Source organism: Shouchella xiaoxiensis, from assembly GCF_016907895.1.
Lineage (GTDB): Bacteria > Bacillota > Bacilli > Bacillales > Bacillaceae_D > Shouchella > Shouchella xiaoxiensis.
This window is the reverse complement of sequence record NZ_JAFBCV010000008.1, coordinates 142,385-156,929: the sequence shown is the minus strand read 5'-3', so window position 1 is coordinate 156,929 and position 14,545 is coordinate 142,385. Positions and strand designations below refer to the sequence as shown.

General features: G+C 43.9%; 14 protein-coding genes. 11 read left to right on the top strand and 3 right to left on the bottom strand.

What is annotated here, in order from left to right; translation table 11 throughout:
• Positions 1–139: 139 nt before the first annotated feature.
• The 7 genes from JOC54_RS13550 to JOC54_RS13520 all read left to right on the top strand — a co-directional run bounded on the left by JOC54_RS13550 (position 140) and on the right by JOC54_RS13520 (position 6,987).
• The gene (locus JOC54_RS13550) at positions 140–844 is read left to right on the top strand and encodes a TioE family transcriptional regulator (RefSeq protein ID WP_204466747.1); all 705 of its coding nucleotides are present in this window, start codon (positions 140–142) and stop codon (positions 842–844) included.
• A 76-nt stretch (positions 845–920) separates the two neighbouring features.
• Positions 921–1,637, top strand: coding sequence for a 5-oxoprolinase subunit PxpB (pxpB, locus tag JOC54_RS13545; RefSeq protein ID WP_204466746.1), 717 nt, complete (start codon positions 921–923; stop codon positions 1,635–1,637).
• On the top strand, positions 1,622–2,620 hold the full coding sequence (locus JOC54_RS13540; protein ID WP_204466745.1) for a 5-oxoprolinase subunit C family protein: 999 nt from the start codon (positions 1,622–1,624) through the stop codon (positions 2,618–2,620). Before pxpB ends, JOC54_RS13540 begins: the two co-directional genes overlap by 16 nt.
• A 1-nt stretch (position 2,621) precedes the next feature.
• Positions 2,622–3,416, top strand: coding sequence for a LamB/YcsF family protein (locus tag JOC54_RS13535; RefSeq protein ID WP_204466744.1), 795 nt, complete (start codon positions 2,622–2,624; stop codon positions 3,414–3,416).
• Complete coding sequence (locus JOC54_RS13530) at positions 3,409–4,338, top strand: ArsR/SmtB family transcription factor (RefSeq protein WP_204466743.1); 930 nt, start codon at positions 3,409–3,411, stop codon at positions 4,336–4,338. The genes JOC54_RS13535 and JOC54_RS13530 overlap by 8 nt, the downstream gene beginning before the upstream one ends.
• A gap of 151 nt (positions 4,339–4,489) precedes the next feature.
• Positions 4,490–6,238 (top strand): glycoside hydrolase family 2 protein, encoded by a 1,749-nt coding sequence (locus JOC54_RS13525; RefSeq protein ID WP_204466742.1) that lies wholly within the window; start codon positions 4,490–4,492, stop codon positions 6,236–6,238.
• A 293-nt stretch (positions 6,239–6,531) separates the two neighbouring features.
• On the top strand, positions 6,532–6,987 hold the full coding sequence (locus tag JOC54_RS13520; protein ID WP_035418653.1) for a hypothetical protein: 456 nt from the start codon (positions 6,532–6,534) through the stop codon (positions 6,985–6,987).
• 74 nt (positions 6,988–7,061) lie between these two features.
• Here the strand turns inward: JOC54_RS13520 and JOC54_RS13515 are convergent, their stop codons facing one another.
• Together JOC54_RS13515 and JOC54_RS13510 are read right to left on the bottom strand one after the other, a co-directional pair.
• Positions 7,062–7,511, bottom strand: a complete 450-nt coding sequence (locus JOC54_RS13515; RefSeq protein WP_035418654.1) for a GNAT family N-acetyltransferase — start codon at positions 7,509–7,511, stop codon at positions 7,062–7,064.
• Positions 7,511–7,999 carry an ASCH domain-containing protein gene (locus tag JOC54_RS13510; RefSeq protein WP_204466741.1) on the bottom strand — a complete coding sequence of 163 codons (489 nt, stop codon included), beginning with the start codon at positions 7,997–7,999 and terminating at the stop codon, positions 7,511–7,513. The genes JOC54_RS13515 and JOC54_RS13510 overlap by 1 nt, the downstream gene beginning before the upstream one ends.
• Positions 8,000–8,088: 89 nt before the next feature.
• Here JOC54_RS13510 and JOC54_RS13505 point away from each other — a divergent pair, with 89 nt between their 5' ends.
• Entirely contained in the window at positions 8,089–8,499 is a 411-nt protein-coding gene (locus JOC54_RS13505; protein WP_204466740.1) for an HIT family protein, read from the top strand.
• 32 nt (positions 8,500–8,531) lie between these two features.
• Here JOC54_RS13505 and JOC54_RS13500 read toward each other — a convergent pair whose 3' ends face one another.
• Positions 8,532–9,707 (bottom strand): MFS transporter, encoded by a 1,176-nt coding sequence (locus tag JOC54_RS13500; protein WP_204466787.1) that lies wholly within the window; start codon positions 9,705–9,707, stop codon positions 8,532–8,534.
• A 208-nt stretch (positions 9,708–9,915) separates the two neighbouring features.
• On the opposite strand from JOC54_RS13500, the gene JOC54_RS13495 reads away from it, so the two are divergent.
• The 3 genes from JOC54_RS13495 to JOC54_RS13485 all read left to right on the top strand — a co-directional run bounded on the left by JOC54_RS13495 (position 9,916) and on the right by JOC54_RS13485 (position 14,517).
• Complete coding sequence (locus tag JOC54_RS13495; RefSeq protein ID WP_204466739.1) at positions 9,916–11,466, top strand: alpha-amylase family glycosyl hydrolase; 1,551 nt, start codon at positions 9,916–9,918, stop codon at positions 11,464–11,466.
• A 549-nt stretch (positions 11,467–12,015) separates the two neighbouring features.
• Positions 12,016–13,524, top strand: a complete 1,509-nt coding sequence (gene putP / locus JOC54_RS13490) for a sodium/proline symporter PutP (protein ID WP_204466738.1) — start codon at positions 12,016–12,018, stop codon at positions 13,522–13,524.
• Between the two features lie 108 nt (positions 13,525–13,632).
• Positions 13,633–14,517 carry a GNAT family N-acetyltransferase gene (locus JOC54_RS13485; RefSeq protein WP_204466737.1) on the top strand — a complete coding sequence of 295 codons (885 nt, stop codon included), beginning with the start codon at positions 13,633–13,635 and terminating at the stop codon, positions 14,515–14,517.
• Positions 14,518–14,545: the final 28 nt, after the last annotated feature.

Below are 14,545 nucleotides of genomic sequence, written 5' to 3'. Positions count from 1 at the left end.
CCTTTTGCAGGAGCAAGCTCCATTGTATAACACTAATGCAAGTGATAAGGTTAAGCTATAATAAAACCTATTTAAAAAGGGTATCTTTTCTGTTGCTCTTGAAGGTTTTCATTGAATCTTTTAATGAGGGGTATATCAGATGCGTTATTACCGACCGATTGATATAGCAACTGAGCTACAAGTGAGCACAAGTGCGCTGAGACACTATGAGGCATATGAATTAATTCCGTTACCTAAACGCTCTGCCGCAAACTATCGGTTATACACCGACCTACATTTTGCCTATTTTCGAGCGATTCGAGCATGCTCAATTGGCTTTAGTTTTGCCTTAACGATTGAGGTTATCCAAGCGATCAAGGCAGGAGCGATCGATAAGGCTCTTTGGAAAGTGAATGGAGAACAAGCACAGCTACATCACGAAAAGAAAGTGACGGAACAAACGTTGGACTTGTTACGAGATTCGTCCTTCACCATTAAAGATAAGAACAAGTGGAAAAGCCATATGACGATTGGGGAAGCCGCTAAATTAACGAATGTGCAAACATCGGCAATCCGTCACTGGGAGAAAGAAGGTTTACTCAAAGCAGAGCGCCATCCAGACAATGGCTACCGGATGTTTACACCTATGCACATTAGGCAGATTTTAATTATTCGATCCATGCGTGAAACCGTTTATTTCCTGGAAGAAATGAAGGAAATTGTTCAAGCGGTGGAACAGCACAGTGTTGATGCTGCCGAGCGGGCAACTAAGCGGGCTTTGGAACGATTAACTAAACGGAATCAGCTTCAGTTCAGCGCGATTAAAGAACTGGTTAATCTGCTTGAAGTAATTGAAACCGAATAGTAAGAGTTGATTTCGAAAGAATTGAAAATAAGGTATGCTTAAAGAAAAGCTAGTGACCGACGTCAGGAGGAGCCTTATGATGAAGCCTGCGTTTACGAGATTAAGTGAGAATGCCCTGTCCGTTCAGTTTGGCGAAAAGGCAGATCAGCAAACGTTTAAAACGATCCAGCAATTTGTTCAACAATTAAAAATAGAGCCGTTTAATGGACTGATCGAAATCGTGCCCGGTTATACGAACGTGGTGCTTTTCTTTGATCCTTTTGTTATAACGCGTACGTCGACTGAATCCTTAACAGAAGCTTTAACTAAACAAGTAAGCCCTTATCTAGGCGTAGAAGAAAAGCAGGGGGCTACGAGCTTGCGACGAATTCCTGTTTGCTATGATGAGAGCCTTGCACCGGACCTACTCTCCCTAGCAGAGGCAAAAGGGTTTTCAGTTGAAGAAGTGATTCATAGACATACGGAAGCGACCTACCTCGTCCATATGATAGGTTTTGCACCTGGTTTTCCTTTTCTCGGAGGAATGAACAACTCGCTTGCGACACCTCGAAAAAGCAAGCCACGGGCACGAGTTGCTGCAGGTTCGGTAGGAATAGCTGGCGGACAGACAGGAATTTACCCGACGGAAACGCCAGGAGGTTGGCAGCTTATTGGTCAGACACCGCTTGTTCTGTTTGATCTAAGCAAGGAGCAGCCTAGTCTTCTGCGTGCGGGAGATCATGTTCAGTTTGAGGCAATCTCGCTCACGTCGTTTAAGCAAATAAAGGCAGGTGAGCCATGGGAATCTATGTAAAGCAAGCGGGTCTCTTTTCTACCATACAGGATTTAGGAAGAACAGGATTTCTTGACCAAGGTGTTGTGCAAAGTGGCGCAATGGACGGAATTGCGTTAAGACAAGCCAATCTAGTTGTTGGTAATCAGGAAACAGAAGCGGGCTTAGAGATGACGATTACTGGACCAACGCTTTTGTTTACAAAACCAGCCATCATCTGTGTGACTGGGGGAGGCATGACGCCCTTTATTGCTGGAAAAAGGAAGAGGGTCGGTTCTCCGCTATACGTTCCAGAAGGAGGCGTTGTCTCGTTTAAATCCAATCAAACTGGGATGCGTGCTTACCTTGCTGTTGCAGGAGGGTTGTCCGTCCCTGTTGTGCTTCAGAGCAAAAGTACATATACGCGAGGTGGCATGGGCGGTTATGCTAGTTGTGCCCTGAAGCAAGGAGATATCGTTGAGCTGCAAGAAAACGATACAATCCTTCAGTCGTTTAATAAAAAGCGAGAAAGTCAGCAATTCAATGATTGGTTTATCGCAAGCACTCCTGTGAAAAAACAAACAGAAGTTCGTGTGTTTCCTGGTCCTCATCTTAATTGGTTAACGTCAGAGAGTATCGCTTCACTCTTTGAATCACCGTTTACGATTGGCAATCAATCGGATCGCATGGGCTATCGGTTGCTTCCAGAACAACCATTGGAGTTTGCAGAAACGAAACAGTTACTTTCAGAAGCGGTGACGCTAGGGGCGGTTCAAGTACCTGCTGATGGACAACCAATTATCTTAATGGCTGATCGGCAAACGGTTGGCGGTTATCCTCGCGTTCTTCAGGTGGCTCATGTTGATATACCAGTCTTGGCTCAACTCCGACCTGGTCAATCCTTCACGTTTCAACAGATCGATTTAGAAGAGGCAGACGCACTTTTTGAGGCGCAGGAACGAGATATGACTCAGTTAAAACGAGCAATAAAGATGAAATGGCGCCAGTTGGGCGAAGGAGGCTGAGATGAGTTATTCAATTGATTTGAACAGCGATGTTGGTGAAAGCTATGGGGTGTACGCACTTGGCAATGATGAAGCACTAATGCCGCTTATTTCTTCGGCGAATATTGCCTGCGGTTTTCATGCTGGTGATCCTCGCGTCATGAGGAAAACGATTCAACTGGCGCTTGAACATCAGGTCGCAATCGGGGCACATCCAGGCTTACCTGACTTAAATGGATTTGGCAGGAGAGAAATGGCAATTACGCCAGAGGAAGCTTATGAATTAATCATTTATCAGCTTGGTGCTCTTCAAGCACTGACAAAAGCAGAGGGCGGGGTTGTCAGACATGTGAAACCTCATGGGGCTCTCTACAATATGGCTGCCGCCAACAGCGAGCTCGCACACGGCATTGCCAAAGCGATTTACGCAGTTGATTCGGCTTTAATCGTGTATGGGTTGTCTGGAAGTGCCCTGCTACAAGCAGGAAAAGAAATAGGCTTACAGACTGCTAGTGAAGTATTTGCAGATCGTACCTATCAGCGGGATGGCAGCTTAACAAAGCGAAGTGAAGTGAATGCACAAATCAGTGACCCTAATCAAGCGAGCGAGCAAGTCATAAAAATGGTTACAGAAGGAGAGGTCCAAACGTTAGATGGACAGACGCATTCCATTCAGGCAGATACCGTCTGCATTCATGGAGATGGTCTGCATGCAGTTGCGTTTGCCCAATCGGTGAGGCAGAGATTGCTCGCTAAAGAGATTTCCATTGAGGCTATCCGGAAAAAATTAAAGACAGGGGGAGAGGCGAATGCTTGAGCTCTCAATCGCTGATTCCGAAAAATTAAAGCAAGTCGCTCATGCCTTATCAACAGATAGTAGAATTCAGATGATTCAGCAGTTAAACCATGCCAGCTACAGCGTACATGAGCTTGCAGCACGTTTAAAGATTCCTGTTTCCACAGCAGCTGCTAATGTGAATGTGCTGCAAGAGGCGGGGCTGATTGTAACCGAGCTTCGTCCTGCGAGTAGGGGCGCGTTAAAGATGTGCACGCGCAATTTTGACGACATCCGGATTGTCTTGAATCAAGTGGAGCAGCGTGAGCAGGTTGAATCCTCTGTGCTTCACATGCCAATTGGACATTATGTGGAGTTTAGCGTTTCGCCAACGTGTGGAATGGCTAACGAACAGGGTGATGTGCTTAATGAAGATGATCCGGTGCAGTTCTATCAGCCAGAACGGGTTGCCGCAGAGTTGATTTGGACTCGAGCTGGCTACCTTGAATATAAGTTTCCTTTCGCTCCGCCAAAAGACCGTAGCATCACGAGCATCGCGTTTTCGTGTGAGCTTTGTTCAGAAGCTCCGAATTACGACCATAACTGGCCATCCGATATTACCGTTTGGATGAATGGGATAGATATTGGCACGTGGACAAGTCCAAGTGACTTTGGTGACCGTGCGGGGGCACTGAATCCTGCTGGTTGGTTTCAACATACTCGGACACAATACGGCTCTTTAAAGCGTTGGGAAGTAAACAAAAAAGAAGCGTTACTGGATTTCAAACCGATTAAAGCTGTTTCAATTGATCAGCTACAGCTTGATCAAACGGACTACCTAAGCGTGCGAATTGGAATAAAGGAAGATGCAGAGCATAAAGGTGGCTTTAATCTATTCGGTGAAAAATTTGGGGATTACGCACAGGCTTTAAAGCTCGAAGTTTATTTTCAAGAGAAAGAATAACAGAGTCTGGTGAGCACAATGCTTAGCAGACTTTTTTTCATGAAATCAAATAAAAGGTTTGACAATTCTGATAGATACTTTTATGCTGTGGGTAATGAAAACAGATATATTGTTTATAAACAAAATAATTGTTTTGTAGGAGGGCTTTCTAGTGAAGCAAATTGACAAGTCGTATCCAAGACCAAAGTTTGTCCGCACAAATTGGCTTAACTTAAACGGCAGATGGAATTTTGCTTGGGATGACCAAAACGAAGGATTGGCCAATGGCTGGCACCATCAGCCTTCATTTAATCGTCAAATTACAGTTCCTTTTTCTTATGAAACGAAAGCAAGTGGCATCAACGAACCAACGTTTCATCCAGTTGTTTGGTATGAACGAAGCATTACCATTCCTAATGAGGAAAAAGGTAAGCGGGTTTTGCTCCATTTCCAGGCTAGTGACTACACAACAACGGCGTGGTTAAATGGTCAAAGTGTTGGTACGCATCACGGCGGAAACACAGCTTTTTCGTTTGATATTACCGCTTATGTTACCGATGAAAAACAACAGCAGCTTGTTGTTCGAGTGGAAGACAGTATGAGTACCGAGCAACCACGAGGGAAACAACGCTGGATTAGCGAAAATTTCGGTTGTTGGTACGTGCAGACTACGGGAATTTGGCAAACGGTTTGGCTGGAATTTGTTCCTCATCATTATTTAGAAAATGTTCGTGTGACGCCAGATTTTGATCGAAGTTCAGTTCATCTTGAATACGCTTACAATGGATCATCTGAGCGAAGCATAAGGATCGAGACGATTATTTCATTTCAAGGAAAAGAAGTGCGGCGTTTTTCGATTGAGCCAAAACAGCATAAGACAACGATGCATATGAGTTTAAGCTCTTCGATTCATGAGTGGGGAATTGCGCACTGGACACCGGAACAGCCGAATCTGTACGATCTGACTTACATTGTCACGGAAGCGGATCAAGAGATTGATCGGATCCATTCATATGTAGGTTTGCGCAAACTATCAATAAAAAACGGCCAAGTCTTGTTAAACAATCGACCGATTTATCAGAAGTTAATTCTAGATCAAGGTTATTGGGAAGACTCTCACTTAACAGCGCCTTCCTACGAAGCGCTTGAAACCGATATTGACGCGGTCAAAAAGCTTGGTTATAACGGAATCCGCAAGCACCAAAAAATTGAAGATGAACGCTTCTATCACATTTGTGACCAAAAAGGTGTACTGGTCTGGGCAGAAATGCCATCTACTTATTCGTATTCTGCACAAGCTGTTCAGCAGTTTTCTGCTGAATGGTATGAGGTCGTCAATCAATTAGCTCATTACCCATCGATTGTTACATGGGTGCCATTTAATGAATCATGGGGCATTGGAGCGGTATTTTCGAATACGAAGCAACAAGCATTTACCGAGTCAATTTATTATGGGACAAAAGCAATTGATGATACACGCCCTGTTGTTGTGAATGACGGCTGGGAGCATACAATATCAGACATCATCACGCTGCATGATTATGAAGAATTCGCTGATGCCTTTCTCGAGCGCTACGAAGATAAAGACATGCTTCTTGGCAATAGCTTTTTGCATAATAAAGAGAAGTACCCGTTTGCTGAAGGATATGTGTACAAAGGACAGCCGGTGCTTATCAGTGAGTATGGCGGGATTGCCTTTACAACAGAAGATGGCTGGGGTTACGGCAACCAAGTAAAGTCAGCAGAACAATTTCTTGAGCGCTATGAAGCGATTACCGACGCAATTAAAGCGTTGCCTTATGTAACGGGCTACTGCTACACGCAAATTACAGACGTGCAGCAGGAAGTGAACGGACTGCTCGATGAGAAGCGTGAACCGAAGCTTCCATTCGAGGCCATCAAAGCAGTAAATGATAAATAAGAAGCGCGTAAGGCTGTGGAGACATGCTATTCTCTACAGCTTTTTCGTTTGCACGATGAGAGCGTGGGGGCCGTGAATCACGTAATGACAGACGATTACGTATTTCGTCAGAATGGTGGATGTAGAATATGTAGAAGCCAATTGTTTAGAAAATCAGCTACTACACACCCCCACCCCTACTAAGGAAGAAAAAGCTTATCCTACTAAGAGCTACTTAAAAAACCTTAAGGTGTTCCCCTTTTTATGAGCTTTTTTCCAAGTGAATTGAATACATTGGTAAAAAGGAGGGGGATATGAAGCGATTCGTTGGTTTGTTCATCGGCCTACTTATCGTCGGAATCGGTTGGTATTGGATCAATCAATATCATCAGGAACAGTATTTAACTGAAGTTATTTTTTATGAAGAAAACGACTTACTCATTGTCGGACTAACAGCTGATCGCGAAAAGATTGCCGATACCGAGGTATATGAGTGGGCAACGGAAGAGCAAGAACAGATACAAGACATTATGGCGTTTTTATCAACCTATAAGGTGAGGCGCGTTACAAATTCTTATTATCAAACGCATTATTTAGGTGATTCTAAGCAAGAGATTCGCATTAGCCATTATAAGCACGAGCCATCGGTTGTATTTTGGGGAGAATACGGCGTACAGATGATGGATGGGAGAACATATGAGGTCGTAAATGGGCCGATTAATTTAAACTGGTCCAGGCATTTTATTGAGGAAAAGAAGGAAGGGCGTTAGCTAGTTGACCAAGCAGGTTTGGTCAACTAGCTTTTTCTAAGTAGGGATCGATTTTACATGCCAAAGTCCGGCTTCTAAAGCTGAGAAACGGGTTGTTTTACGAGTAAACGCATCGTCTCCACACGCTCATTTTCATCAATAACGGTAAAGCCAAACTGCTCATATAGCTTCTTTGCCCGACTTCCTTTGAATATTTTCAATGTAATAGATTTACGGTCACTATATGAATCTAAGACCGATTGAAACACAGCGCGTCCAATGCCTTGCCCTTGGTAAGTAGGGTCTAAGTAGAAGTTTTTTAACTCTACTTCTTCCTCACTAACTATGATACCGATGCAGCCAATGGTTTTGTTTCGCAGTTGAATTAAATAAACATGGTCGGGGTTAAAGTTTTCATTGAACCGTGCTAAAACCCGTTCATCAGGAAGTTGATGCCGCTTGAAATCAGCAGCAAGAACGTTCATGCGAAGGGCAGAAATGTAAGGTTTGTCTTCGTAGGTACTTTGAATGAGCTGAAAGTCCATTAGTCATTCTCCTTCGCTGATTTGTTTAAAGCGCTTGGTAAATAAACCGTTTTAAAATGTTCGAAAACAACGAGCATCTCAGGGTGAAACGAGCGACCATACATTTCTGCTTGACTGCGCAGAAAGGGTTCATGGGCTTGTTGCCATGATGCGAGCGTTTGATCTCCATGTCCTTCTGCCTGAGCGTGCGCTTCGGTAATAGAATGATACGGGATGATTTCAATCTCCGTTGACTGGATAATCGCACAAGGAATTTCATCACCATCAAGGATGATGCTATATGCGCCTATTTGAGGAAGGGGTTCATTCTCTTGTTCATAAGCAAGGTAGGCCGAGGTCGTCCCTGTCTTCTTGCCGCTTATAACAAGCTGCGCAAGTTCATCAGCCAATTGTTTCGTTCCGTCACCAAATGCCCAAGCGGTGTAGTTGTTTCCAGCGTTTGGTTCTATTTCTAAAAAAGCGTCCCATAGTTGTGTTGCATTCATCATTGTAGCCTCCTAGTTGTCTCCTTACAGCGTATCATGTAACGTCAAAAGTAGGAATACGCTTGCTAAAATGAAAAAGGGGTGTCGAGAAAATGGAAGAGCTAGAAAGTTGTTTGTTTTGTGCGATTGCCGCGAGGGAAGCGCTGAGCCATACGATATATGAAGATGCGTGGTGCAAGGTGATTCTTGATATTAATCCTATTCGAAGAGGGCATCTGCTCGTTATCCCGAAGCAGCATGTTGAAGCGATCTATGAGCTAGAGCAGAGAAGCTATCAACAGCTAATGGAGGTTGTGCAGAAAATGAGCAAGCGCATTAATCAGCGACTGAAGCCTAAAAAAGTCGGTATGGCGATCGTTGGGTTTGACATTGACCACTTACATATTCACTTAATTCCATTGGAAACCTACCATGATCTGACGTCGCAAGCCTATCTGGATGGGACGGTTCAACAGGCAAGTCGTGCCGAGCTCGAGAAGCTGGCCGAACAATTGCACGACTAAAAAGACCGGGCGCATGCGCCCGGTCTTTTGCTTTATTCATAAAGCGTTTTGTCTTCAACGCGGCTGGTAATTAACGTAAGTACAAAACCAAATAAAATCATCCCCGCAGCAATCCAGGTAATCATTTGGTAGCTGAAACCGTTGTTTAGAAAAACGGTTCCGAGCGTGGCCCCGATCGCATTCGCCAAATTAAAGACGGACGCAGCAACCGTACCGGAAAGCATTGGAGCTTCTTTTGCCGCTAGAATAACTTTGGCATTAAGGAGCGGCGTTGTTCCGAATGTACCGGCCCCAAATAAAAAGCAGACAACGATAGCGAGGGCAGGCACCTGAAGGAGCACGGTAAATACGGCTAAAACAACGGCGAGTACGAGTAAAGCGAGCATGAGCGTTTTGGTTAGTGCACGCGGAACAACCCGTCCAGAGGTAAAGTTTCCGATAACGGCACCAACACCGAAGCTGAATAAGCCAAGCGTTACACCTGTTACACCAAAACCAGCAAATTCCCGCAGCATCGGCTCTTTGAACGTATAGGCGGTAAAGACGGCGGAAAAGCCAAATACAATAATGGCGAGGACCCAGAGTACGTTTTTATTAAGAAGTGCTTTTAGTTCTTGTTTTAGTTGCGGCTTTTGACTGTACGTTTCGTTTGGAACGGCCAGAAGCAGTCCAACTAGAACAATTAAACCAAGCACAACAAGAAACCAGAAAACAAGGCGCCAATCAAGCATCCCACCAAGATAAGAACCGAACGGCACGCCAATCATAATCGCAATGGTTAAGCCACCTTGAACGATTGCTATAACTCCGGTACGTTTCTCAGGAGCAGACAGTTGAATTGCGATTAACATACAAAGACCGAAGAACGGTGCGTGCATCATCGCTGACAATAAGCGAGAAAGCAACAATACTTCAAAATTCGGTGCAGTTGCTGCAACGATATTGCTAATCACAAACAAGGAAACAAGACCAATTAAAAGCGGTTTTGGTGGGTATTTAATCGTTATAATCCGTAAGAGCGGACCAAAAACAGCTACACTAATCGCATAAACGCTCAGCAGCAATCCCGTCGTTGATACCTCGACTTGAAGGTCTTCGGCAAACTGCGTTAACAAGCCGGTTACCACATATTCGGTCATCCCAACTGCGAATGTCCCCATCATAAAAATAAATAAAATGAATCGGCGGTTATTTTGAAAACGTGTCATCATTTTTAATCCCTCCCTCTTCTGCGTGCGAAATCGATTTTTCGCAAACGAATGTTTAAGATACAGGAAAGACAGGCGATTGTCTAGTTGTTTGTTCGAAAAAGAAGAAAGAGTTTAGAAACGGTCATACAACTGAATTCAGATGAATAGAGGAAAACGTTTGCACATATAAAAGGAGGAAGGGCGCTAGTGAAATGGGGGAGCTATTTTGAATAAAAAAAGACTTGGTTTCTGCTTAGGCATACTGGTGTTAAGTGCATGTCAAGCTGAGGTGAATAATGAAACAACCGAGATGGTGTGGTCACCTGAAACAGCCTTCGTAGAGGACGGAGAGCACCGTGTTTACTATGAGATTTTTGTGCGCGCATTTGCCGATAGCGATGGTGATGGAATCGGGGATTTTCCTGGTGCGACGGCTAAGCTGGACCAGCTTGAACAACTCGGGGTAGAAGGGATATGGTTAATGCCGATTCATCCTTCGCCAAGCTACCACGGCTATGACGTGACCGATTATGAGGGGGTTAACCCAGACTACGGCACGATGGAAGATATGAAGACGTTCGTTGAAGAAGCTCAGGCACGTGGTATTGAAGTCATCATGGACTTTGTCATGAATCATAGCTCAAAAGAACATCCTTGGTTTCAAAAAGCGCTAGCAGGTGACTCAACTTATCGCGATTATTATGTTTGGAGCGATGACTCAACGCCGCTTCAGCAAGTCGGTGACTGGGGACAACCGATTTGGCATGGGCTTGAGGAAGAAAAGTACGAAGGCGTTTTTTGGGAGGGCATGCCTGATCTCAATTTTGACAATCCAGCAGTTATGGATGAATTCAAGCAAGCAAGTACTTTTTGGCTCGATGAGGTAGGAGTTGATGGGTTCCGTGTGGATGCGGCTAAGTATTTAGTTAGTGCGTATCAAATCGATGATCATCATGCGCACAATGTGGAGTTATGGCAAGCGTTCAAAGCGCATATGGAAACGGTAAAACCAGGGTCATTTCTCGTTGGTGAAGTGTGGGACAGCGCCTCTGTTGTCGGTCAATACATGGAGGCACTCGATAGTGGCTTTAATTTTGACTTATCAACAAAGCTGATTTCAGCGCTTCAAAGCGAGCGAGATACAGGAATTGTCTCTAGTTTAGAAAAAGTACGCAGCTATTATCAGCAAATTGAACCAAATTACCAGGATAGTATTTTCTTAACGAATCATGATATGGATCGGATTATGAGTGAAGTGAATGGCAACGTCGATCATGCAAAAATGGGGGCGAGCCTAATGCTGACGCTGCCGGGAAACCCATTTCTCTATTACGGTGAAGAGATTGGCTTAGAGGGGCAGAAGCCGGACGAACATATTCGTGAGCCAATGATCTGGACAGCGGGCGAAGATGAAGCAGAAACAAGCTGGATCGAACGGCGATACAGTTTAGAGAAGGAAACATTAGCAGTGGAAACGCAGCAAAAAGACGACGATTCACTCTGGAATCATTATCAAGAGCTGATTTCCGTGCGCCGGAGTCATGCGGTTTTGATTGACGGAGAGATCACACAATCGGATGTCCAAGCGCAAGGGTTGATAAGCTTTGAACGATACATGGGGGAAGAGCGCGTACTTGTACTCCACAATGTTAGTGGTGAGGAAGTGACGGTTGAAGTGGATCAATTAGGTGAGCTCTATTACTCATCTAAACCGATTAATCAAGGGGAAGATGGCGTGACGCTGGCTCCTTATTCAACCGGAATTTATCAAAAATAACACCTTGAGAAAACGGCCTCTAAAAAGCAGGGAAGGATCTTATTACAGCCTTCCTCCTTTTTTATGGTGTTGGTTGCTGACCAATCTTTTCGTTGTAGCTTCGTAGGATTGAGGTAGGCTAATAGTATTGCTATTTGTAGTTAATTGGAAAGCTAGCGGAAAAGGAGCGTTTTGAGATTTAGCAGAACGAAGACTGCGAAGGGTCAGACGATCCTCCGCGGCAAGCTTTCGGATGAAGTGAAATTCAACCACTCCCCCCTACTTACTTGCGCTTTCCACCTAATCCCAGAATTGGATTTCGATCATATCAATGAGTAAACAGCTATAATCAAGCAGATATTTAAGCATGAGTGAGTTAATTGGCTCTAACAATATAGGAAACAATCATTTATAATTTAAAGTGGAATTGTTCATATCGATTTTCTTTAAGTAGAGATGCTATGATAATTCAGTGCTTAGGAGAAGGAGAGAACCATACATATCTTCTATGAAACGAAGAGGAACAGTCACAATTGACGCTTTGTTCCACTAGTGAAAGAAAGGGTGTTGATGGGTATTTCTACTGAAATTATTTTAGCAATGGTTATTTATTTACTTATTATGATTTTGATTGGTTGGTATGGCTATACAAAGACAAAAAGCCATTCTGATTACACTTTAGGAGGGAGAGGGCTATCGCCAACAGTCGCTGCACTTAGCGCAGGTGCCTCGGATATGAGCGGTTGGCTGATGCTTGCTTTACCTGGCTCGATGTACATTACAGGGCTTGGTGCAGGTTGGTTGGCGCTAGGATTAATTATTGGTGCGTATTTAAACTGGGTCTTTTTAGCACCGAGGCTTCGAACTTATACGGAAACTGCAAATAATTCCATTACGATTCCGGGATTCTTGGAAAACCGTTTCTTAGATGGATCGAAAATGCTACGAATCTTATCGGGACTTATTATTGTTTTCTTTTTTACCATTTACGTATCCTCTGGAATGGTATCGGGTGGAGTTGTTTTTGATACGGTACTGGATATTGATTACCATGTTAGTTTAATTGTCATCGCGAGCGTGACGATTTTGTACACGTTGTTCGGTGGGTTTTTGGCCGTTAGCTGGACGGACGTTGTGCAGGGAAGTCTAATGATGTTTGCGCTTCTACTTGTACCAATTGTTGCGCTAGGTGAAGTAGGCGGATTCTCAGCATCGTTTGATCAGATCAGAAGCATTGACCCACTATTGCTTGATGTGTTCCGTGGTGTTTCGTTTATAGCGATTCTCGGTTCACTAGCTTGGGGACTGGGATACTTTGGTCAGCCACATATTATCGTGCGGTTTATGGCTTTGCGAAGTGCAAGGGAAGCGAAGCCAGCAAGAAGAATTGGTATGACGTGGATGATTCTCTCAATAATAGGTGCAATGCTTACCGGTCTTGTTGGACGCGCTTATTTAACAGGAGAAGGGATTTCATTAACGGCAGGAGCGGATAACCAACATGAGACGGTATTTGTTGTGTTAGCGGATATGCTCTTTCATCCGTTTGTGATCGGAATTATTTTTAGTGCGATTCTAGCGGCTGTAATGAGTACGATTTCCTCCCAGCTGCTTGTTACGTCAAGCTCATTAACGGAAGATCTTTATAAAACATTTACGAAACGATCGCCAAGTGATAAAGAGCTCGTTTTCCTTGGTCGTGGAGCTGTGTTAATTGTCGCGTTGATCGCGCTCGCTTTATCATGGGATCAAAATAGCTCAATCTTAGAAATTGTTAGCTATGCTTGGGCCGGATTTGGTGCTGCCTTTGGTCCAGTAATGCTGATCAGCTTGTACTGGAGAAACATGACGAAGTGGGGCGCCCTTGCTGGAATGATGTCCGGTGCAGTTGTAGTCATCGTCTGGGCCAATACGAATATGTATCAATGGTTCGGAATGAATGAACGTGTCTACGAACTTCTCCCGGGATTTATTGTCGCGACGTTAATGATCTTCTTAGTCAGTAAGCTGACGTCTAATGATCCTAAAGTAGACGAAGGGTTTAAGGAATTCAAGCAACAGCTTGAAGAAAATAAGTAATGTTTATTGAGAGATAGGCGAAAGAGGAACATTCCTCTTTCGCCTTTTTTTATGCAGGTTTTTGCGACTGTTTCTAGAACTATAAGTCGAGGTGAAAAGGGGGATACGATGGAATTAGTGAAAGCATCACCAGAAAACAGTAGAGAACTAGCCGCATTTCTTGCCAAAATGAACAGCATTCAATCAGCACATATCGGCTTTTGCGGTGAGAAAGCAGAGGAGATTCACGATCAATTGCGTACGGATTTTTCCGATTTACCATTAGAAAAATCGTTTATTCTTGCTTATGAGGATAGAAGGTTGGTTGGTGCGCTTGGATTGGATGTTGATTTAGAGCAGGGCTATGCAGAAGTTTGGGGACCTTTCGTCGAGCAAGAAGAGTTAGAAACGGCGCAAGTGATGTGGAATGAACTAGTAGCGGGAATGCCGCAAGAAGTCAAAGAGTTCTCTTTTTTCATCAACGAAGAGAATCGTTTTGTGAAAGCGTTTCTAGCCAATAATAATGGAGTAGACCAGGGCAGCCATACGATTTTGGAATTGACGAGTGACTCTTTCGCTAGTGAAAACTCAAGCAAGATTGATGCTTATAACAAAAACTATGAGGACTCGTTTAAGCAACTTCATGATCAGTTTTTTCCATCAACCTATTATAGTGGAGCGACCATTTTGCAAAGATTAAATGATACAAACCACTTATTTATCGCAGCGAAAAATGACCATGACATCAAAGGGTACGTCTACGTTGAAGCAAATCCCAACCATGGAGAAGCGAGCATTGAATACATAGCAGTTGCCGATGAATATCGCAAAGAAGGAATGGGAAAATCATTATTAATTAGCGCCGTTAAGACACTTTTTTCATACCCGCAAATTAACCAATTAACGTTATCTGTAAGTAAGGAAAACATGGCGGCAATTCGTCTGTACGTAGCCGCTGGATTTAAAGTGAAATACAACTTAATTAGTTACGACGTGGTTTTAACGTATGTCTAGGAAGAAGAACCGTGCAGCGCTGCACGGT

Excerpts from the sequence above, each read along its gene's own strand:
- putP (WP_204466738.1), top strand. The coding sequence starts at position 12,016 with ATGGGTATTTCTACTGAAATTATTTTAGCAATGGTTATTTATTTACTT.
- JOC54_RS13535 (WP_204466744.1), top strand. The coding sequence starts at position 2,622 with ATGAGTTATTCAATTGATTTGAACAGCGATGTTGGTGAAAGCTATGGG.
- pxpB (WP_204466746.1), top strand. The coding sequence starts at position 921 with ATGATGAAGCCTGCGTTTACGAGATTAAGTGAGAATGCCCTGTCCGTT.
- JOC54_RS13510 (WP_204466741.1), bottom strand. The coding sequence starts at position 7,999 with ATGATGAATGCAACACAACTATGGGACGCTTTTTTAGAAATAGAACCA.
- JOC54_RS13505 (WP_204466740.1), top strand. The coding sequence starts at position 8,089 with ATGGAAGAGCTAGAAAGTTGTTTGTTTTGTGCGATTGCCGCGAGGGAA.
- JOC54_RS13500 (WP_204466787.1), bottom strand. The coding sequence starts at position 9,707 with ATGACACGTTTTCAAAATAACCGCCGATTCATTTTATTTATTTTTATG.
- JOC54_RS13520 (WP_035418653.1), top strand. The coding sequence starts at position 6,532 with ATGAAGCGATTCGTTGGTTTGTTCATCGGCCTACTTATCGTCGGAATC.
- JOC54_RS13530 (WP_204466743.1), top strand. The coding sequence starts at position 3,409 with ATGCTTGAGCTCTCAATCGCTGATTCCGAAAAATTAAAGCAAGTCGCT.
- JOC54_RS13540 (WP_204466745.1), top strand. The coding sequence starts at position 1,622 with ATGGGAATCTATGTAAAGCAAGCGGGTCTCTTTTCTACCATACAGGAT.
- JOC54_RS13485 (WP_204466737.1), top strand. The coding sequence starts at position 13,633 with ATGGAATTAGTGAAAGCATCACCAGAAAACAGTAGAGAACTAGCCGCA.
- JOC54_RS13515 (WP_035418654.1), bottom strand. The coding sequence starts at position 7,511 with ATGGACTTTCAGCTCATTCAAAGTACCTACGAAGACAAACCTTACATT.
- JOC54_RS13550 (WP_204466747.1), top strand. The coding sequence starts at position 140 with ATGCGTTATTACCGACCGATTGATATAGCAACTGAGCTACAAGTGAGC.